Genomic DNA, 18,986 nt, shown 5'->3' with positions numbered 1-18,986 from the left:
GGGATCGGGGCGCGAGCGTTGGGGGCCGCCATTGGCAAGCTGTCGGCGCATGGCGGTCGATGACCGCGCATGCTGCGCGCGTCGAAAAAGGCGATCCGGCAGGGTTCCCATCTTAGGGACCCGGCGCTGCCCGGGGAATACCTGATCGTCTTGAAGGTTTGCCTAGAACTCTGGAGGGGCAGCGCGACAGGCTGTTTGATGCTAAATTTCAAGCATTATTCTCTTGGCCGTCGCCATATCGTCATGTCCACTCAAGCTGTCGGTTCCATTCCGGAAGACCCCGCGCAACGCCGCTTGCTCGAACTGTTCAACCAGCTCGCGCCGAATGCCGGCATGACGCGCTCGAGCCTCGAAGGCGTCAGCCTGCTGCGCGCGAATCGTCCGATGCCGCGCATGCCGGTCATGTACGAGCCGAGCATCGTGATCGTCTGTCAGGGGCGCAAGCGCGGCTATCTCGGCGATCAGGTGTTCCAGTACGACGCGCAGCAGTACCTGGTGCTGTCGGTGCCGTTGCCGTTCGAATGCGAGACCGAGGCAAGCGAACAGGAGCCGTTTCTCGGCATGTCGGTGCGCGTCGATCTGACGATGGTCGCCGAACTGCTGATGGCGCTCAACGAAACCCAGGGCCTCGCGCAATACGAACCCGCCGGCATGTATTCGACGCCGCTCGATGCCGCACTGAGCAGCGCGGTGCAGCGTCTGCTGGAGGCGCTCGCGTCGCCGCTCGACGCGCAAATCCTGGCGCCTGGCATCGTCCGGGAAATCTGTTATCGCGTGTTGACCGGCGAGCAGGGCGGCGCGATTCGCGCGGCGCTCACGCATCAGAATCACTTTGGCCGCATCGCGAAGGCGCTGCGGCGCATTCATGCGGACTACCACGCGTCGCTCGACGTCGATACGCTCGCGGCCGAGGCCGGCATGAGCCTCGCGGTGTTTCATGCGCAATTCAAGGCGGTCACCGCGACCTCGCCGATGCAGTACGTGAAGACCACGCGTCTGCATCACGCGCGTCTGTTGATGGTGCAGGATGGCTTGAATGCGGGCGCGGCCGCCGTGCGGGTCGGTTACGAAAGCGCGTCGCAGTTCAGCCGCGAGTTCAAGCGGCTGTTCGGCCTGAGTCCCGTCGACGAGGTCAAGCGCATGCGCGTCGCTCACGATGCGCCGCCGCCGCGCGCGCACAAGCCGGTGCCGCGTTATGTGACCGCGGTCTAAAGCCCGCTGAACCAGTTGTAGCCCTGATCTTCCCAGTAGCCGCCCGGGTTCGTGTTGGTCACGAAGATCGCGGCGATGTGCTTCGGGTTCTTGAAGCCGAGCTTGGTCGGCACGCGCAGCTTCAGCGGATAGCCGTATCTGGCCGGCAGCGGCGCGTTGCGGAAATCGAGCGTCAATTGCGTTTGCGGATGCAGCGCGGTCGCCATGTCGAGGCTCGAGTAATAGCGGTCCGCGCATTTGAAACCGACGTAGCGCGCGCTCAGATCGGCACCGATCAGTTCGAGAAACGTGCGAAACGGCACGCCGCTCCATTGTCCGATCGCGCTCCATCCTTCGATGCACACGTGACGCGTGATCTGCGAGACCTGCGGCAACCTGCGCAGCTGCTCGAGACTCCAGCCGCGTTTATCCGCGACGAGCCCCGATACTTCGAGCCGATAGGTCGAGCCGTCGATATCGGGCGCGTCGAACTCGGGATAGAACGCGTTGAACGGAAACGGATCGGTGACATCGCGCGCCGAATAGGTCGGCGCGAGTTTGTTGCGATTGAACAGCCACGCCTGCACGCGGTCGTTCCAGCGCGACATCGCCCATAGCACCTTGTCGACGGAATCGTTGTCCTGCAGGTTGCAGCCGGACAGCATCGCGAGCGCGCCGATCGATAGCGACGAGCGCAGAAACAAGCGGCGTTGCAACTGCTCGATCCGCGGCCGGTGCTCGGCAAGCACGATGCGTGAGCGGCGCGCGTCTTCTGTATTGGCGTGCGTATCGTTCGCCGTGTCGGTTCGTTGCGGGGCGCTCATGCGCGAGTCCTCTGGGAGGCTTGATCGATGCGCTGCGCGTTGCGCCGGGCGCGTCCGGTGACCATCGGCGGCAACGTGCGCGGCACCAGCAGCACCAGCAGCAGATGCACGACGACAAAGCCGACCACGCCGGCCATCGCGACGAAATGCACGCGGCGCGCAAAATCGAAGCCGCCGAACAGCGCGGTCAGCCACGACAATTGCACCGGCTTCCAGATCGACAGTCCCGATGCGACCAGCAGCACGCCGAGCAGCAGTACCAGCAGATACAACGCGCGCTGCACGGCGTTGTACTTGCCGGTTTCGTGCGGCAGTCTGAGGCGCAACGCGAGCGCCGCGTCGCGCGCCAGCTCGCGGGCACGCACCGGCAGCAGCTTGCGACGCAAATGGCCGCTCGCGACGCCATACGCGAGATACAGCAGGCCGTTCGCGCACAGCAGCCACATCGCCGCGAAGTGCCATGCGATCGAGCCGCCGAGCCATCCGCCGACCGTCGCCCACACGGGGAACCGGAACGGAAAGATCGGCGACGCGTTATAAATCGCCCAGCCGCTCATCACCATGCAGACCATCGCGAACGCATTGATCCAGTGCGTCACGCGAACGACGAGGGGATGAACGACCAGAAATGCTTGCGAGTCGGGCATAGTCTTCAAAGACGAGGGGGAGGAAGACGAACGACGCGCCGCTTTACATCGGCGGCGTCACGCCATGCTCGCCGGCCGAAATGAAATTCGCCGCCATCGCGCCGTCCGCTTCCTTGTGCGCGAACAGCACGACCTTCGTGCCGGGCGTGAGCAACGCGCGGTTGCCCGGCTCCAGACTGACGATGGGCACGTCCTGCGGAATCACGATCTTCTTCTCGCCATCCTTGTACTTGATGGTAATCGTGCGGCCGTTGCTGACCACGAGCGAGCCGACCGTGCCGTTCGTCATCGTGCTGTTCGCGCCGAGATCCCACGGCCGATGACCTTCGCCCGAACCGCGCATGCTCGGCGGGAATACATGCACTTCGAGCGCCTTCAACGTGCCGTCGGGCTGCGGAATCGCGGCGGTGCCGACGTAGCTGTCCGGCTTGATGTCGCTGACGTTGGCGAGCGTGACGCCGCGAATCGGCGTGTCGGCGGCCAGCTTCACGTCGACGTCCTGACCATTGCGCGTGTGGACTTTGAGCAGATCGCCCGACAGCGACGTCACCGTGCCGCGCACGCCGGTCGGCGCGGCGGTCTGGGCCGAAGCCGCGAACGTCGTCGCGAGCAGCACGGCGGCGAATGCGGGGACGGCGAGGGCGCGCAGCGTTCGTGCGCGGGCGATCTTCATGCGGGTCTTCATGAGGCAACTCCAGGAAGGGATGCAGCGTGGTGGACGGTGCGTTCAGACTAGCCGTCGCATCGGCTCGTCAGAGTGACGGGAGGATGACAAAAACGTCATCAAGGGTCGATGGCGGCCACGTAGAATGGCCGCCGGGAGCGCTGCAGTTGTTCTCGAGCGCTGTCATCAGGCTTTTTGCGCGTGCGAGCGCGGCCTTTACGGTCGCATCGCGCGAGAGGAGCAGCGGGCATCATGAGCATTCTGGTCATCGAAGACGATCCGAAAACCGGCGACTATCTGAAGAAGGGCCTGCGCGAGCATGGCTACGCGGTCGACCTCGCGCGCACCGGCACGGACGGCCTGCATCTGGCGCTCGAGCATGAATACGAACTGGTCGTTCTCGACGTGATGCTGCCCGGCATCGACGGATGGGAAATCATGCGGGCGTTGCGTGCGCGGCGCGATCTGCGGGTGATTTTCCTGACCGCGCGCGATCAGGTCAGCGACCGCATTCGCGGTCTCGAACTCGGCGCCGACGACTACCTGGTCAAACCGTTTTCGTTTACCGAGCTGGTGCTGCGCGTTCGCACGCTGTTGCGCCGTGGCGTGATCCGCGAGAGCGACGTGTTCGAAGTCGCCGACCTCAAGCTCGACGTATTGCGCCGCCGGGTCACGCGCGAGGGCGTCGACATTGCGCTGACCAACAAGGAGTTCATGCTGCTGCATCTGCTGGTGCGCCGCGAGGGCGAAGCGCTGTCACGCTCGCAGATCGCGTCGGAAGTGTGGGACATGAACTTCGATAGCGACACCAACGTGGTCGACGTGGCGATCAAGCGCTTGCGCGCGAAGGTCGATCACCCGTTCGGGAAGAAGCTGATTCACACGGTGCGCAGCATCGGCTACACGTTCGGCGACGGCGCATGAAACTCTGGAGCGAACGCTCGCTGATCGCGCACACCACGTTGCTGTTCGCGCTGATCGCCTGCGCGGTGATCGGCTCGCTCGGCGCGTATTTTTATCATTCCGCCGAAGTCTCGCTGCAACGCCGCGCCGACGTCGTGCTGAGCGGCCGTGTCGAGCATTTCAGCCGCATCGTGCACGACCTTTATTCGGTTAGCGAATTAAAAAAGCGCCCGCTGCTGTTCGAGACGATGCTCGGCGCGGAAGAGGACGTGCTGATCTTCCGACGGCCGGGCGAAGCACCGTTCGTCGACGTGAATCCGGGCAGGCTCGCGGTGCCTGATCTACAGGTCGGCCCGGCGGGCAATCCGCCGGGTGCCGCCGACATGCGTCAGACGCGCCTCTCCGACGGCGTGCCGGTGCATTGGGCGATTGCGACCGCGACAGCGCGCGAGGATGGCGCCGAAGTCGAGGTGATCGCAGGCCATCCGATGACGAACGAAATGCGCATGCTGGACGAATACCGCAACCGCATCGTGCTGGCGACGCTGAGCGGCATGCTGGCCGCGACGCTGCTCGCTTACGGCGTGCTGCGCCGCGCGCTGCGACCGGTTCGCGAGATCGCCACGCGGGCCGCGCAAATCAGTCCGACGAACCTGGCGGTCCGGCTCGACGACGAAGCGGCGCCGGTGGAACTGCGTCAACTCACACACGCGTTCAACGCGATGCTCGATCGTCTCGCCGACGGCTATCAACGCCTGCAGCAGTTTTCCGCCGATCTCGCGCACGAGATTCGCACGCCGGTCGGCGCGCTGGTCGGCCAAACCCAGGTGACGCTCGCCCAGCCGCGCGAAGCCGACGAATATCAGCAACTGCTGGAATCGAATCTCGAGGAGTTGAATCGCCTGAGCCATATCGCGGAGAACATCCTGTTTCTCGCGCATGCGGATCATGCGGCGTTGTCGATCGAGCGGCAGCCGGTCGATCTGCATGGCGAGCTCATCAGGATCGCCGACTATTTCGAAGGCCTGGCCGACGAACGCGGGATGCGTTTCGAAGTCGACGCGGCGGGCGTCGCGTCTGCCAATCCGATGCTGTGCCGCCGCGCCATCAACAATCTGGTCGTCAACGCGGTGCGTTACGGCGCGGGCGACACGATCGTGCGCCTGCGGGGCGCGCAGGACGAAGCAGGCGCGCTGGTGACGGTCGAAAACGAGGGCGAGCCGATTCCCGCCATGCAACTCGACCGGCTGTTCGACCGCTTCTATCGCGGCGACGCGGCGCGCAGCGCGTTCACCGAATCGAACGGACTCGGGCTCGCGATCGTGCAGGCGATCATGCATCTGCATGGCGGCAGCGCGCGTGTGGTGTGTCCGCTGCCAGGCGTCGTGCGCTTCGAGCTGCGCTTTCCGGGCGCGTGACTTGCTAGCGGGGTAAGTCCGGCGCCGCCTCAGCCGACGCCGCCTATACTTTTCAAAGCGCTTTGAAAGGACCGTTCGCTGCCGAACTCACCAGGAGTCGCATCATGGTCAAGCTCGCTTTGTATGTCCGTCTGGAAGCCAAGCCCGGTAAGGAAAAGGAAGTCGAGGCGTTTCTGCTCGGCGGCCTGCCGCTCGTCGAGCAGGAGCCGGCCACCGCCGCGTGGTTCGGTCTGAAGCTCGGTCCGTCGACGTACGCCATTTTCGACGCGTTCGAAGACGAAGCCGGCCGCGACGCGCATCTGAACGGCAAGGTCGCGGCCGCGTTGATGGAGAAGGCGGGCGAGCTGTTCGCGTCGCCACCGAGCATCGTCAAGCTGGATGTGCTCGCGGCCAAACTGCCGGGCTGAGGTTGAGCGTTGCGTTGGCGTGGTGAACGCCTGACGCCGGCGAGCGTTACTTCGCCGCCGCGTCCGCCCCCGGCTGCGCCCCGTAGTGCGCGCGCTTTTCCTCGTACATCAGCAGGTCGGCGCGCTGCACGCCCGCTTCCAGCCGATCGCCGCGCTGGCAGGTTGCCGCGCCCATCGAGAAGCTCAGCGGCGAGCCCGGATAGAACTGGTTGTTCATCTCGACGAGCTGGCGGATCGCGTCGATCATCGCCGCGCCGCCGCGCTCGTCGGTATCGGGCATCAGGATCGCGAACTCGTCGCCGCCGATGCGGGCCGCGTGGAACGGCGATTCCATCGCCTTCGCGAGCACTTCGCCGGCACGCCGCAGCAGCGCGTCGCCGGCCGCGTGACCGAGCTGATCGTTCACGCGCTTCAGGCCGTTCAGGTCGGCCATGATGATCGTCACGGGCCACGGTCCCTTGCGTTCGAGCCGGTTCAGCTCGTCGACGTAGAACGAGCGGTTGCGCAGCTTGGTCAGCACGTCGTGCTTGCCGAGGAATTCGAGGTAGGCCTCGGCCTTCTTGCGCGCGGTGATGTCGGTCAGCGCGACGAGTACGAGGTCCCAGTCCTGTTCGTGGCCTGGCAGCACCGAGAATTGCAGGTGTACGTGCACCTCGTTGCCGTCGAGTGAATAGTTGAGCACCTCGCGCTGCTGGAACAGCTTGTTGTCCCATAGCTCGATCAACTGCTCGCGGAAATGCGGACGCATGTCGTCGCGGAACACGTCGGCGAGGCGCGCGAGCAGCGTTTTCTTGTCCTTCGCGCCGAACATTCCGAGCGTGTGATGGTTGACGTCGAGCACATGGATTTCAGCCATGCAGCGTTCGACGAACTCGGGATGGACGTCGGTAAACACGCGGAAATCGTTGATGCCGGCCGCGCGCGCGCCGTCGAGCAGGCGTTTGACGGCGCTGAAATCCTCGACCCACAGCGATACCGGCGAATGCTCGAAGAGCCCGCGCGCGTATTCCTCCGCTTGCGCGACGCGGCGCCGCGCGCCTTCGAGCTCGGTGATGTCTTCGGTCGACACCAGCACGCGGTCCCAGCGTTCCTCGTGACCGGGCAGCACCGCGCCTTTCAGCAGTACGTCGAGGCGCCGTCCACCGAGCGTGTAGTTGACCGTGTGGCTCGTGAAGTTCGACTGTCCGGCCCATAGCTGGCACAGCTCTTCGAGGTGCGTTTTCAGCATGTCGTCGCGGAACACCGAGGCGAGATTGCTCGTCAGCATGTCGAAATCGGCGGCCTCGAATTGCGTGAGCGTCTGGCGATTGACCTTGATCACGCGGATGCGATGAGCGCATTCGGCCACGCGGCGCGGGTCTTCGGCGAAATGGGCGCGCAGATCGGTCACGCCGGCGGCTCGCCACGCGTCGAACAATGCGCGCACGCCGCTGAAATCTTCGAGCCACAGCGACACGGGCGCGAGTTCGAACATCCCGGAGTCGTCGTTGATGGGCGCGGAGCCGCTCGTGAGGGTATCCAGCATGGGGTTCTTGGGGGCGGAAGTGCGGCTATTTTAGACAGGTTGGCGCCGGCCGAAAATGAAAGACGATTGGCCTGTCGTTTTTGCGCAGATGTGATATGAAGCGCAGGCGGCGACCGAGGTCCGCTATTTCTGATCGTCGCGCGCCGCGCGCGTGCCGATGTACTCGTACTCCTCGGTATTGAGCCGCGAAATGCGCAGTTCGACCGCGCTGCGGTGATACGAGTACGCGATGCGCCGGATCTCGAGCAGCGGCGCGCCGACTTCGACGCCTAGTTGTGTGCTTTCGAGCTCATTGGCGAGCGCAACGCTCACATGCTCATCGGTCTCGACCACGTTGATGCCGAAACCGTCCTGATAGAAGTTGTACAGCGTGTTCGGCCGGTTGCGCAGCTTGCTTTCCGTCAAGCCGGGAAACAGCGCTTCGGGCACGGTGATATGTTCGATCAGCACGGTCTTGCCGTGCAGCGCGAGCCCGTTGACGAACTGCAGAACGCGCGCGCCAGTGTCGATGCCGAGCGCGGCGGCCGCCTCGCGCGAGGCACGCGCCTTCCTGAACCCGATCAGCGTGACGACCGGGTAGGCCTTGTCGCCGTCGCGCCGCACGATGCGAAAGAAGCGGAAGAAGTGCCGGTCGCGCTGATGCATCGCCACGAACGTGCCGAGCCCCTGATGACGGATCAGAATGTTCTCGGCGCACAGTTCGTCGATGGCTTTGCGCAGCGTGCCGATCGACACGCCGAAGCGTTCGGCGAGGCGCTTTTCCGAAGGAATGCATTCGCCGCCTTTCCATTCGCCGGCCGCGAGCGCCGCGAGAATCGCGCTCTTGACCTCCTTGTACCGTGTGCCTCCCACTGCGGGCGCATTGATCGCGAGCGTGCTCATGAAAACCTCTGGGATACGCGAGTCGTGCCGCTCGCCGGGGTTGAACCTGCCCTGATTCTAAACGACGAGGTCATCTAATCCATCTGGATGAATCGTATGTTGTCGGTGAATCGCGACAACAGCCCGGTTCTCGCCCAGTCGTCTAACACATATATATGACCTAGTTGACATTGGGTAAGTCGCCGCCTAATATCGATTCACCGCGGCGCACCTGGCTGCGCTGCCCCGGCGGCACCCTCACCGCATTCAAACTACGAATGGAGACGCTCATGAGCAATCCCACGGCAGACATCAACGACACCGCAGCGGGCGCGTCGGCGCCGCGCAGAACGATCCACGTCGTGCTGCACGAGGCGAAAGACACGGTCGGCGTGGCGGTGGTCGAGGGCATCAAGGCGGGCACGCTGCTCAACGCATGGATCATGGATGACGACGAAATCGTCACCGTGCCGGCGAAGCAGGACATTCCGATCGGTCACAAGATCGCGCTGAAGGACATGGCCGTTGGCGACACGGTGTTCAAGTACGGCGTCGACATCGGCAAGGTGGTCGCGCCGATCAAGGCCGGCGAGCACGCCCACGTGCACAACATCAAGACGAAGCGCTGGTAGGCCGAGCAGCGCCGCGCGCGCTGAGCGGCGCGAACTTCGGCTGCGAAGCGGGCTCGTTCCTGACCGAGGAGGGCGAGCGCTCGCGCATCGGCCACCTGTTCTGGGTGATCGACCCGGGCGCGCTGGCCGGCGACGACGCGTATCTGTCGCGTGTCGAGGCGCTGATCGAGATGATGCTGATGGATGACGACGTGCGCCTGCCCGGTTATCGCCGGGAGCAGCTTGCGCAGGCGGCATACGAGGAGGGCGTCGAAATTCCGGATGCGCTGATCGCGCAACTGGAGGGCCGCGCTTAAACGAGCGTCCCACCGCACCCAACCGATCTCACCCGACTGGACACGCCGTCGAAAAAAGCGCATAGCTGAAAGCGAAACCGAAACTATCGGTGCGCCAGATAGTTTTGCTCGCAAATCGCGATTTCCCTTGTGAGGCAGGTGCGAATACGATGGTCGGTATCGTATGAGCAGCGCGTATGACGCGCGCTTCGGCCCACCAGAAGCAACGACGGAGATGGCCATGGAGCACCACGCCCGCACGCAGAACGAACGGCTCGATGTCAAGACCACCACCTGCTACATGTGCGCGTGCCGCTGCGGCATCCGCGTGCATCTGCGCGACGGCGAGGTGCGCTATATCGACGGCAATCCGGAGCATCCGCTCAATCAGGGCGTCATCTGCGCGAAGGGTGCCTCCGGCATCATGAAGCAGTACTCGCCCGCGCGCCTTACGCAGCCTTTGATGCGCAAGGCCGGCGCGCAGCGCGGCAGCGCGCAGTTCGAGCCGGTCTCGTGGGACACCGCGTTCGACGTGCTCGAAAAGCGTCTCGCCGCGATTCGCTCGAGCGATCCGAAGAAGTTCGCGCTGTTCACGGGCCGCGACCAGATGCAGGCGCTGACCGGCCTGTTCGCCAAGCAGTTCGGTACGCCTAACTATGCGGCGCACGGCGGCTTTTGCTCGTCGAACATGGCGGCCGGCATGATCTATACGATCGGCGGTTCGTTCTGGGAATTCGGCGGACCGGATCTCGACAGCGCGAAGCTGTTCTTCATGATCGGCACCGCGGAAGATCATCATTCGAATCCGCTGAAGATCGCGATTGCGAAGTTCAAGCGCGCGGGTGGCCGCTTCATCGCGATCAATCCGATCCGCACCGGCTATGCGGCGATCGCGGACGAATGGGTGCCGATCAAGCCTGGCACCGACGGCGCGCTGTTCATGGCGTTCCTGCACGAACTGATCGCCGCCGACGCGTGGGATCACGAGTTCGTGCAGCGCTACACGAACGCGGCGGAGCTGATCGATCTCGACGAAGCGAGCGAAAACTTCGGTTTGTTCGTGCGCGATCCCGAACGGGCCGAAGGCAATCCGCTGTTTCCGCAGAATCATCTGTGGTGGGACCCGGCCACCCAGCGCGCGGTGCCGCATCATGCGAGCGGCGTGAGGCCCGCGCTCGACGGCCGTTACACGCTCGACAACGGCAAGCCGGTCACGCCGTCGTTTGCATTGCTGCGCGAGCGCGTCGCCGAGTGCACGCCCGAATGGGCGGCGGCGATCACCGGCATCGCGGCCGAGACGATCCGGCGGCTCGCGGGCGAGATGATCGAGACGGGCCGCCGGCACCGCATCACGCTGCCGATCCGCTGGACCGACGCGTGGGGCGAAACGCACGAGACGGTCACGGGCAACCCGGTCGCTTTTCATGCGATGCGCGGGCTCGCCGCGCATTCGAACGGCTTTCAGTCGATCCGCGCGCTCGCCGTGCTGATGTCGCTCCTGGGCACGATCGACCGGCCCGGCGGCTTTCGTCACAAGTCGCCGTTCCCGCGCGCGGTGCCGCCATCGGCGAAACCACCGAACGACCCCGCCGCGGTGAAGCCCAATACACCGCTTGCGACGGGCCCGCTAGGCTGGCCCGCCGCGCCCGAGGATCTGTTCATCGACGAGCACGGCGCCCCGGTGCGCATCGACCGGGCGTTCTCGTGGGAATATCCGCTCGCGGTGCACGGCGTCATGCACAGCGTGATCACCAACGCGTGGCGCGGCGATCCGTATCCCATCGACACGCTGATGATTTTCATGGCCAACATGGCGTGGAATTCGTCGATGAACACGATGAAGGTGCGCGAGATGCTCGCCGACAAACACGCCAACGGCGACTACAAGATTCCGTTTCTCGTCGTGTGCGACGCGTTCCAGTCGGAGATGACCGCGTTCGCCGATCTGATCCTGCCGGACACGACTTACCTCGAACGTTACGACGCGATGTCGATGCTCGACCGGCCGATCTCCGAGTTCGACGGCCCCGTCGATTCGGTGCGTGTACCGGTCGTGCCGCCGACCGGCGAATGCAAGCCGTTCCAGGAAGTGCTGATCGAACTGGCGTCGCGCCTGAGGTTTCCGGCGTTCACCAATGCGGATGGCGGCCGGCGCTTTCGCGACTATCCGGACTTCATCGTCAATCACACCACGTCGCCCGGTTCCGGGGTCGGCTTTCTGATCGGCTGGCGCGGCAAGGATGGCGACAAGGCGCTCGTCGGCGAGCCGAATCCGAATCAATGGGAGCAGTACGCGAAGAACAACTGCGTATTCCATTACCGCTTGCCCGAGACCTTGCAGTACATGCGCAACTGCAACGGACCGTATCTCGACTGGGCGGTCAAAAACGGTTTCCGCAAATTCAGCGAACCGATTCTGATCCAGCTTTACTCGGACGTGATGCAGAAGTTCAGGCTCGCCGCGCAAGGACGCACGAGCGGCCGGCAGCCGCCCGACCATCTGCGCGCGCGCGTCGACAGGTACTTCGATCCGCTGCCGTTCTGGTACGCACCGCTCGAAAGCGCGGCGACGGATCTCGCGCGATTCCCGCTCGCTGCGGTCACCCAGCGGCCGATGGCGATGTATCACTCGTGGGATTCGCAGAACGCGTGGCTGCGGCAGATTCATGGGGAAAACTACCTTTATGTGAATCCGAAAACGGCGAGCGCGAACGGCATCGCCGACGGCAGCTGGATCTACGTCGAATCGCAATGGGGCCGCGTGCGCTGTATGGCGCGCTACAGCGAGACCGTCGAACCGGGCACCGTATGGACGTGGAACGCGATCGGCAAAGCGGCGGGCGCATGGAATCTCGGTCCCGACGCGAACGAGTCGCAGCGCGGCTTCCTGCTCAATCACCTGATCACCGACGAGCTGCCGGGCTGCGACGAGGCACCCGCGCGCATGTCGAACTCCGATCCGGTGACGGGCCAGGCCGCCTGGTACGACGTGCGCGTGCGCATCTATCCGGCCGAAGCCGACGCGCGGCACACGCTGCCGCAGTTCGAGGCGATGCCCGAATTGCCCGGCGCGGTTGCACAGAAGAGTGTGGTGTCGCGCATCGTCCAGACCTATTTCGCGGGACGCGGAGAATTCGCGGCTCGCCTGCGCGGGACGTTGCGCCGCGCCGAAACTAACGGCGACGACCGCTAAAGCCACGGCAAGGAGCTTGCAATGACCCAGATGGCGCTGGTGATCGATCTGAACGTATGCGTGGGATGCCAGGCGTGCGTGACGAGCTGCAAGGAGTGGAACACGTCAGGCGAATCGGGCAGCCTCGCCGATTTCAATCCGTACGACGCGGACCCGTCCGGCACGTTCTTCAACCGTGTGCAGAGTTTCGAAGCGGGCAGCTTCCCCGACACGGAGATGATCCATTTCCCGAAGTCGTGCCTGCATTGCGAGGACCCGCCGTGCGTGCCGGTGTGTCCCACGGGCGCGAGCTACAAGCGCAAGGAAGACGGTCTCGTGCTGGTCGATTTCGATCGCTGCATCGGCTGCAAGTATTGCGCCTGGGCGTGCCCGTACGGCGCGCGCGAACTCGACGAAGCGCGCAAGGAGATGACCAAGTGCACGCTGTGCGTCGATCGCATTCATGACGAGCATCTGTCCGAGCGCGATCGCAAGCCGGCCTGCGTGCTCGCATGTCCGACATCCGCGCGGCTGTTCGGCGATATCCACGATCCGGAGTCGGTGGTGTCGCAAGCGATCCGCGAGCGCGGCGGCTATCAGTTGATGCCGGAGTGGGGCACGCGCCCCGCGAATCACTATTTGCCGCGCGTGCCGATCACGTCCGCGAGTTGCGGCGGCGACGGGTGCTCGTGCAAATCGTCAGGAACGACCACCGGCGATGTCATGCACACGCCGGGCTCGCCCGACTCGCAGCTCGAGGGGCAGCTCGCGCATGGCGAAGTGCATCTCGCGTCGATCGCGAAGCGCATTTGAACGACAACGAGGCCATACGATGAATCCGGCTTTTTCCGTAGTCTTCCTGACCACGCTGAGCGGCGCGGCGCAGGGGCTGTTGATCGCGCTCGTCGGCGTCGAAAGTGCGGCGTGCCTGGGCGTCGTTGCGCAACCCGCCGCCACCGCGTTCTACGTGAGCGGCGCGGCGCTCGCGGTGCTGCTGGGCGGTCTTGGTCTGATCGCGTCGTTCTTCCATCTGGGCCATCCGGAACGCGCGTGGCGCGCGATCGCGATGTGGCGCACCTCGTGGCTGTCGCGCGAATGCCTGTGCCTGCCGGCGTTTCTGGCGTGCGCGTTCCTGTACGGCGTCGCGCACTGGCTCGGCTCGCCGTGGTCGCTCGCGCTCGGCTGGCTCGGCGTGCTCGCGAGCGCCGCGCTGTTCGTCTGCACCGCGATGATCTATGCGTGCCTGCGCTTTCTGCAGGAGTGGGCGACGCCGCTGACGCTGGTGAACTTCGTGCTGCTCGGCTGCGCATCGGGCTTGACGCTCGCGACCGCACTGAGCGCATGGTTCGCGCCCGCGCTGACGGCGGGACTGGCGGTCTGCGCGTGCCTACTGACGCTCGCCGGTTGCGCGAGCCGCTACGCGTCGCTCATGCGCAATGCGCGCTTGCGGCCGAAATCGACGGTGCAGAGCGCGACGGGCATCCGCAATCCGAAGCTCGTGCAGGTGTCACGCGGCTTCACCGCCGGTGCGTTCAATTTGCGCGAGTTCTTTCACGGCAAATCGGCGCGGACGTTGCGTGGCGTCAAATGGGGCTTTCTCGTGGGTGCGTTCGTCGTGCCGGTCGTGTTGATCGTGCTGGGCGCGGGGCTGCGTTCGCCCGGCGGGTCGTTCGGCTTGCTGGCCGCGGCTTGTCTCGTGCAGTATGCGGGGCTCGTGGCGGAGCGCTGGTTTTTCTTCGCGGAGGCGAAGCATCCGCAGAATCTTTACTACGCGAGGGTGGGGTGAGGCATAGCCTTCAACGAGCGCGTTTGGCCTCCGGGCCAGCGCGCTCCTCGCCTCACACTACCCGCACGCCCCCACCTCCCCACACGCGGTGCAAAAATCGCAGCCGTCCTTGCGAATCACCGCATTCGCGCCGCACGAAGCGCATTTGCGTCCGAGCATCGTGTGCAGTCCTTGCGTGCCGTTCGGCTGCAGCAAGGTGTCGGCGCTATCCGCTGGATTCGGACGGATGCCGAAATCGGCGGACAGCGCCATGTCGGTTTTCATGTGCCCGCGCGGCAAACGCGCGAGCATCCGCGACGCGACCTGATTGCCCTCGGCGTCGAGAAAGCCGCGTCGATACAGGATTTGCTGGATCGCGAACGCGAGCGCGGCCACTTCGGAATCGTGCCAGCGCGGCGCGCGGTGACCGTCGAGACGCTGCACGTCGCCAAGCCGCACCTGTCCGCGATCCCATGACACCTTGCGCATATCCTGCAGATTGCGCGCAACGAAGCCGCCGCGCGCGGCCAGCGACAGCGAACGCATCGTCGCGGTGATCCACTGCTGCGACTCGTCGCGCTGACCGGTCGGAATGAAGAACTCGATCGGCCGCTCGATCGTCACGTCCTCGCCGCCGAGCCGCCCCGTCACCTCGATGAAGGACGCCGCGACGTACAGCGACTTCTTGCCCGCCTGGGTCAGATACTCGACCTTCTCGATGATCGCCGGCAACTCGCCTCTGGGCCGATGATCGATCGCGATACGCAGCGGGTCCTGGTCCATCTCGGCGAGCGTGTCGTCGGCCTGCGCGGGCGTCACGCTCAGCACCGCGCCGAGCGTGTCGTTGGGGCGATAGGTGGCAAGGCCCTTCAGCCCGCTTTTCCATGCATCGAAGTAGAGGCTTTCGAACGCGTCGAACGGATAGTCGGCTGGCACGTTGACGGTCTTCGAGATCGACGTGTCGACGTATGGCTGGACGGCCGCCATCATGTCGAGATGGTCGCGCGCCGACATCTGCAGCGCGCTGACGAAATAGTCGGGTAGCCGGCTCACGTCGCCGCCGAGCTCGCGATAGAGCCGGTACGCGTAGTCCTCGACGTCGAACGATTCGCGGCCGCCGTCGGCCATCACTTTCACGCGCGTATAAGTCCACGAGAACGCCGGCTCGATGCCGTTCGACGCGTTGTCGGCGAACGCGAGGCTCACGGTGCCGGTCGGCGCGATCGACAGCAGGTGGCTGTTGCGAATGCCGTCGCGGCGGATCGCCTGCTGAATGTCATCGGGCAGGCGCGAGGCAAACGTGCCGGCTTCCAGATAGCGCGCGGCGTCGAACAGCTCGAACGCGCCGCGCTCCTTCGCGAGTTCGACCGACGCGCGATACGCCTCGTCACGCATCAGCCGCGCGATGCGCACCGCGAAATCGCGGCCTTCCTGCGAGTTGTAGCGCAGGCCCATCATTACGAGCGTATCGCCGAGGCCGGTGAAGCCGACGCCGATGCGCCGCTTCGCGCGCGATTCGTCGTATTGCTGCGGCAGCGGCCACAGCGTGACGTCGAGCACGTCGTCGAGGAAACGCACCTGCGTGCGGGTGCGCCGCGCGAGGCCGTCCCAGTCGAACGACGGCTGGCGGCCCTGCAACTGCGCAAACGGATCGACGACGAAGCGCGTCAGATTGAGCGGCCCCAGATTGCAGCAGCCGTACGCGGGCAGCGGCTGCTCGCCGCACGGATTGGTGGCGCGGATCGTTTCGACGGCGCGCAGATTGTTGTCCTCGTTCATCCGCGAGATGAACACGACGCCGGGCTCGGCGACGTCGTACGTCGAGCGCATGATGCGGTCCCAGATCGCGCGCGCCGGGTGTTCGCTGTAGACCCACAGGCCGTCTTCGCGCTGCCGCACGTCGCCGGCCGCGCGCAGCGCCGGCGACGGCTCGGCGCGATGGACCAGTTGCCACGCCTCGTCGTTTTCGACCGCGCGCATGAACTCGTCGGTGACGCTGACCGACACGTTGAAGTTGTTCCAGCGTCCCTTCGAATGCTTGGCCTCGATGAATTCGAGCAGGTCGGGGTGGTTGCAGTCGAGCACCGCCATCTGCGCGCCGCGCCGCGAGCCCGCGCTTTCGACGGTACGGCACGACGCGTCGAACACGTCCATGTAGCTGCACGGACCCGAGGCGGCCGAACTCGTGGTGTGAACGCGCGCGCCCTTCGGCCGGATCGCGGAGAAGTTGTAGCCGACGCCGCCGCCGCGCCGCATCGTTTCGGCCGCCTGCAGCAGCGCCACGTAGATGCCGGGCAAGCCCTGTTCATCGACGCCCTGGATCGAATCGCCAACCGGCTGCACGAAGCAGTTGATCAGCGTCGCGGCGATGCCGCTGCCCGCCGCGCTCATGATGCGGCCCGCGCCGAGCGCGCCGTGGCGCATGTTGTCGACGAACTGTTCCTCGACCGACGCGCGCAATTCGGGCGGCTCGGCCTCGGCGACGCCGCGCGCGACGCGGCGATATACATCGTCGGCCGATTGCTCGTCGCCTTTCGCATACTTTTCGAGCAGCACGTCGAGAGAGAACTGCTGCGGCGGGATTAGCAAAGCGGGAGGAGCGGAGGAGGCGGGAGGCGTGGAAGCGGCGTTGGCCGCGCGGGTTTGCGGCGTGTCTTCTGCCATGATCGGCCCTCAAACGGCGTCGCGGCGGGCGCGGCGCGGTGGTGGAAGGCGCGCGGCCGGCACCGGATAGCGAGCCGGCGGTCGGGCGGGCGCAACGAGTCCACCTTAACGCACGAGGCGCGGGGCGGCAACCGGCAGCGGGGCCGGCGCGGCGCCGCATCTTGCGATGCCGCGGCCGCCGGGCACGCGCTCGCTAAGGGCACGTGGGCAGTAGGGAGATCGCCGCCGGAACAACGGGTTGAAACCCGCGCTTAGTGCGCGGGACTCGGGAACGTTCCGTGCGTCAGGCCGCTTCAAGCAGCGGTTCGAGGATTGCCGCGCAGATCATCGCGGACGCATTCGACGGCGCCGGGCGCTCGGCCGGCTTGAACACCGGGTCACCGCGACGGATCTTGCGGCGCGACACCGCGCAGGTGCCGGAAGAATGCGCCGAGCGACGGCGCCAGCGCTGCTCACCGTAGTGGCAGCGGCCCGGCTCGACCCAGCGGATCACCAGCGTCGTGTCGGAGCTCTCGAGAATTTCGATGCGTACGCCATTGCTACCGTCGAGGGGGATGGACTCCAGGGTCATCATCGGCTCCGTGTTGTGGAGTGCCGAATGTAGTCCCGCGCGCGCCGGATAGCTATTGTGTCACCGTTGAAACACCGTTCCGGAATTAGCAATAATCAGACTTGACATTAGCGATTCGCCGAAATGACAGGCGTTGCAAGCATTTTTTATGTAATTTTTTAATAAGGCATATTTTTGCAACGCTGTGTTGCCTGTGGCGCGACGAGGCGGGCGGCCGGGAAAGAGGCGGCAACGCTTCCTTTAAGATGTCGAATGTCGGGCGGCGAACTGAGCCGTCAGTGTAGCGGGTTTGAATTTTTCAGGTCGGCTCGCGCGCACACCGTTCAAAAACACAAGAGTTCACATGATTCCACGCCCTCCCGCCGTCCCCCCCAACTCTCCCGAAGCGTCGTCCGTCGCCGCCGAGCGCCTGAAAAAGCAGAAGGCCGCATCGATCGTGCTCTATATAGGTCTCGCGCTGCTCGCATTGTGGGTGGTGCGCGATTTCATCGTGGTGGTGGCGTGGGCCGGGGTCGTCGCGATCGCGCTGTGGCCGCTGCTGCACAAGGTGGCGGGCAGCCACTGGTTCAAGGGGCGCGCGACCTTGCTCGCGACGGTCTTCACGCTGGTGATCGCCGTGCTCGTGCTGCTGCCGGTCGGGCTCGGCATCGCCCAGGCGCTGCGCGAGGCGCACGAGCTGAACGACTGGTTCCGCAGCGTGCAGGAGAACGGCATCGCGCTGCCGGACTTCATCAACCGTCTGCCGTTCGGCGTGCAGCAGATCACTTCCTGGTGGCAGGCCAATCTTGCTCAGCCGCTGCGCGACTCGGCCGCGATGAAAGGCTTGCACAGCAATACGGTGATGACGCTCGGCCGGCTTTTCGGCGCGCGCGCCGCGCATGCGGCAATGGTGTTCGCGTTCATGCTGGTCACGCTGTTCGTGATTTTTCAGGCGGGGCCGCGGTTGTCCGGCTCGCTGCTGAAGGCCGCGCGACGCGGTTTCGGCGATAGCGGCGCGGACCTCGTCGCGCATATGGGTACCGCGGTGCGCGGCACCGTGTCGGGGTTGATCGTGGTCGGCGTCGGCGAAGGCCTGCTGCTTGGCGTCGCCTACTTCGCGACTGGGCTGCCGCATGCGGCGCTGCTCGGCTTCGTCACGGCGATCGCCGCGATGCTGCCGTTCTGCGCGCCGATCGTGTTCGGTCTTGCGGCGCTGTGGTTGCTCGTGCAGGGCTCGATGGTCGCGGCGGCCGGGCTGCTGGTGTTCGGCGCGGTCGTCGTGTTCGTCGCCGAGCACTTCGTGCGGCCTGTGCTGATCGGCAACTCGACGCGCCTGCCGTTTCTGCTCGTGCTGTTCGGCATTCTCGGCGGCGCGGAGACGTTCGGGCTGCTGGGGATTTTCATCGGCCCCGCGTTGATGACGGTGCTGATGGTGCTGTGGACCGATCTCGTGGAGTAGCGCGGGCGTCGAGGGACGCGGGGCTGGGC

At 65.2% G+C, this 18,986-nt stretch carries 17 protein-coding genes; 10 read left to right on the top strand and 7 right to left on the bottom strand.

What is annotated here, in order from left to right; translation table 11 throughout:
* Window positions 1-243 precede the first annotated feature (243 nt).
* Window positions 244-1,212, top strand: coding sequence for an AraC family transcriptional regulator (locus tag OKW27_RS15380; RefSeq protein ID WP_429333991.1), 969 nt, complete (start codon window positions 244-246; stop codon window positions 1,210-1,212).
* Here the strand turns inward: OKW27_RS15380 and OKW27_RS15375 are convergent.
* The 3 genes from OKW27_RS15375 to OKW27_RS15365 are packed head-to-tail and all read right to left on the bottom strand — an operon-like array spanning window position 1,209 to window position 3,347.
* Window positions 1,209-2,015: a molybdopterin-dependent oxidoreductase gene (locus tag OKW27_RS15375; protein ID WP_090806027.1), complete on the bottom strand. Its 807-nt coding sequence runs from the start codon at window positions 2,013-2,015 to the stop codon at window positions 1,209-1,211. The genes OKW27_RS15380 and OKW27_RS15375 overlap by 4 nt on opposite strands.
* Complete coding sequence (locus OKW27_RS15370) at window positions 2,012-2,662, bottom strand: cytochrome b/b6 domain-containing protein (RefSeq protein ID WP_090806025.1); 651 nt, start codon at window positions 2,660-2,662, stop codon at window positions 2,012-2,014. The genes OKW27_RS15375 and OKW27_RS15370 overlap by 4 nt, the downstream gene beginning before the upstream one ends.
* Before the next feature lie 43 nt (window positions 2,663-2,705).
* On the bottom strand, window positions 2,706-3,347 hold the full coding sequence (locus OKW27_RS15365; RefSeq protein ID WP_429333990.1) for a hypothetical protein: 642 nt from the start codon (window positions 3,345-3,347) through the stop codon (window positions 2,706-2,708).
* 231 nt (window positions 3,348-3,578) lie between these two features.
* Between OKW27_RS15365 and OKW27_RS15360 the strand changes: the two genes are divergently transcribed.
* The 3 genes from OKW27_RS15360 (at window position 3,579) to OKW27_RS15350 (ending at window position 6,054) form a co-directional block, all read left to right on the top strand.
* A complete protein-coding gene (locus OKW27_RS15360) occupies window positions 3,579-4,250 on the top strand; it encodes a heavy metal response regulator transcription factor (protein ID WP_090806021.1) in 672 nt (223 codons plus the stop codon).
* Window positions 4,247-5,647, top strand: a complete 1,401-nt coding sequence (locus OKW27_RS15355) for a heavy metal sensor histidine kinase (RefSeq protein WP_429333989.1) — start codon at window positions 4,247-4,249, stop codon at window positions 5,645-5,647. The genes OKW27_RS15360 and OKW27_RS15355 overlap by 4 nt, the downstream gene beginning before the upstream one ends.
* A gap of 104 nt (window positions 5,648-5,751) precedes the next feature.
* Window positions 5,752-6,054, top strand: a complete 303-nt coding sequence (locus tag OKW27_RS15350; RefSeq protein WP_090806017.1) for a putative quinol monooxygenase — start codon at window positions 5,752-5,754, stop codon at window positions 6,052-6,054.
* A gap of 46 nt (window positions 6,055-6,100) precedes the next feature.
* Here the strand turns inward: OKW27_RS15350 and OKW27_RS15345 are convergent, their stop codons facing one another.
* A complete protein-coding gene (locus OKW27_RS15345; RefSeq protein WP_429333988.1) occupies window positions 6,101-7,579 on the bottom strand; it encodes a diguanylate cyclase domain-containing protein in 1,479 nt (492 codons plus the stop codon).
* A 123-nt stretch (window positions 7,580-7,702) separates the two neighbouring features.
* On the bottom strand, window positions 7,703-8,461 hold the full coding sequence (locus OKW27_RS15340) for a GntR family transcriptional regulator (RefSeq protein ID WP_184008499.1): 759 nt from the start codon (window positions 8,459-8,461) through the stop codon (window positions 7,703-7,705).
* Between the two features lie 269 nt (window positions 8,462-8,730).
* On the opposite strand from OKW27_RS15340, the gene OKW27_RS15335 reads away from it, so the two are divergent.
* The 5 genes from OKW27_RS15335 to OKW27_RS15315 all read left to right on the top strand — a co-directional run bounded on the left by OKW27_RS15335 (window position 8,731) and on the right by OKW27_RS15315 (window position 14,305).
* Window positions 8,731-9,072, top strand: a complete 342-nt coding sequence (locus tag OKW27_RS15335) for a UxaA family hydrolase (RefSeq protein ID WP_429333987.1) — start codon at window positions 8,731-8,733, stop codon at window positions 9,070-9,072.
* Entirely contained in the window at window positions 9,066-9,368 is a 303-nt protein-coding gene (locus tag OKW27_RS15330) for an Ldh family oxidoreductase (RefSeq protein ID WP_425273254.1), read from the top strand. The genes OKW27_RS15335 and OKW27_RS15330 overlap by 7 nt, the downstream gene beginning before the upstream one ends.
* A gap of 220 nt (window positions 9,369-9,588) precedes the next feature.
* Window positions 9,589-12,540 (top strand): molybdopterin-dependent oxidoreductase, encoded by a 2,952-nt coding sequence (locus OKW27_RS15325; RefSeq protein WP_429333986.1) that lies wholly within the window; start codon window positions 9,589-9,591, stop codon window positions 12,538-12,540.
* A gap of 21 nt (window positions 12,541-12,561) precedes the next feature.
* Window positions 12,562-13,332: a 4Fe-4S dicluster domain-containing protein gene (locus OKW27_RS15320; RefSeq protein ID WP_090806011.1), complete on the top strand. Its 771-nt coding sequence runs from the start codon at window positions 12,562-12,564 to the stop codon at window positions 13,330-13,332.
* Window positions 13,333-13,351: 19 nt separating this feature from the next.
* Window positions 13,352-14,305 carry a dimethyl sulfoxide reductase anchor subunit family protein gene (locus tag OKW27_RS15315; RefSeq protein ID WP_187610247.1) on the top strand — a complete coding sequence of 318 codons (954 nt, stop codon included), beginning with the start codon at window positions 13,352-13,354 and terminating at the stop codon, window positions 14,303-14,305.
* 57 nt (window positions 14,306-14,362) lie between these two features.
* Here the strand turns inward: OKW27_RS15315 and OKW27_RS15310 are convergent, their stop codons facing one another.
* Together OKW27_RS15310 and OKW27_RS15305 are read right to left on the bottom strand one after the other, a co-directional pair.
* Window positions 14,363-16,948 carry an adenosylcobalamin-dependent ribonucleoside-diphosphate reductase gene (locus OKW27_RS15310; RefSeq protein WP_429333985.1) on the bottom strand — a complete coding sequence of 862 codons (2,586 nt, stop codon included), beginning with the start codon at window positions 16,946-16,948 and terminating at the stop codon, window positions 14,363-14,365.
* A gap of 283 nt (window positions 16,949-17,231) precedes the next feature.
* Window positions 17,232-17,519, bottom strand: a complete 288-nt coding sequence (locus OKW27_RS15305; RefSeq protein WP_429333984.1) for a DUF3331 domain-containing protein — start codon at window positions 17,517-17,519, stop codon at window positions 17,232-17,234.
* 343 nt (window positions 17,520-17,862) lie between these two features.
* Between OKW27_RS15305 and OKW27_RS15300 the strand changes: the two genes are divergently transcribed.
* A complete protein-coding gene (locus OKW27_RS15300; RefSeq protein WP_090806004.1) occupies window positions 17,863-18,957 on the top strand; it encodes an AI-2E family transporter in 1,095 nt (364 codons plus the stop codon).
* Window positions 18,958-18,986 lie beyond the last annotated feature (29 nt).

It is taken from the genome of Paraburkholderia sp. 35.1 (genome assembly GCF_050436525.1).
Lineage (GTDB): Bacteria > Pseudomonadota > Gammaproteobacteria > Burkholderiales > Burkholderiaceae > Paraburkholderia > Paraburkholderia tuberum.
The sequence above is the reverse complement of the archived record's forward strand: the minus strand, read 5'-3'. Positions and strand labels throughout refer to the sequence as shown.

Coding starts and splice junctions, on each gene's coding strand:
- OKW27_RS15375 (WP_090806027.1), bottom strand. CDS start 2,015: ATGAGCGCCCCGCAACGAACCGACACGGCGAACGATACGCACGCCAAT.
- OKW27_RS15370 (WP_090806025.1), bottom strand. CDS start 2,662: ATGCCCGACTCGCAAGCATTTCTGGTCGTTCATCCCCTCGTCGTTCGC.
- OKW27_RS15340 (WP_184008499.1), bottom strand. CDS start 8,461: ATGAGCACGCTCGCGATCAATGCGCCCGCAGTGGGAGGCACACGGTAC.
- OKW27_RS15300 (WP_090806004.1), top strand. CDS start 17,863: ATGATTCCACGCCCTCCCGCCGTCCCCCCCAACTCTCCCGAAGCGTCG.
- OKW27_RS15350 (WP_090806017.1), top strand. CDS start 5,752: ATGGTCAAGCTCGCTTTGTATGTCCGTCTGGAAGCCAAGCCCGGTAAG.
- OKW27_RS15315 (WP_187610247.1), top strand. CDS start 13,352: ATGAATCCGGCTTTTTCCGTAGTCTTCCTGACCACGCTGAGCGGCGCG.
- OKW27_RS15380 (WP_429333991.1), top strand. CDS start 244: ATGTCCACTCAAGCTGTCGGTTCCATTCCGGAAGACCCCGCGCAACGC.
- OKW27_RS15335 (WP_429333987.1), top strand. CDS start 8,731: ATGAGCAATCCCACGGCAGACATCAACGACACCGCAGCGGGCGCGTCG.
- OKW27_RS15305 (WP_429333984.1), bottom strand. CDS start 17,519: ATGACCCTGGAGTCCATCCCCCTCGACGGTAGCAATGGCGTACGCATC.
- OKW27_RS15325 (WP_429333986.1), top strand. CDS start 9,589: ATGGAGCACCACGCCCGCACGCAGAACGAACGGCTCGATGTCAAGACC.
- OKW27_RS15365 (WP_429333990.1), bottom strand. CDS start 3,347: ATGAAGACCCGCATGAAGATCGCCCGCGCACGAACGCTGCGCGCCCTC.
- OKW27_RS15360 (WP_090806021.1), top strand. CDS start 3,579: ATGAGCATTCTGGTCATCGAAGACGATCCGAAAACCGGCGACTATCTG.
- OKW27_RS15310 (WP_429333985.1), bottom strand. CDS start 16,948: ATGGCAGAAGACACGCCGCAAACCCGCGCGGCCAACGCCGCTTCCACG.
- OKW27_RS15345 (WP_429333988.1), bottom strand. CDS start 7,579: ATGCTGGATACCCTCACGAGCGGCTCCGCGCCCATCAACGACGACTCC.
- OKW27_RS15355 (WP_429333989.1), top strand. CDS start 4,247: ATGAAACTCTGGAGCGAACGCTCGCTGATCGCGCACACCACGTTGCTG.
- OKW27_RS15320 (WP_090806011.1), top strand. CDS start 12,562: ATGACCCAGATGGCGCTGGTGATCGATCTGAACGTATGCGTGGGATGC.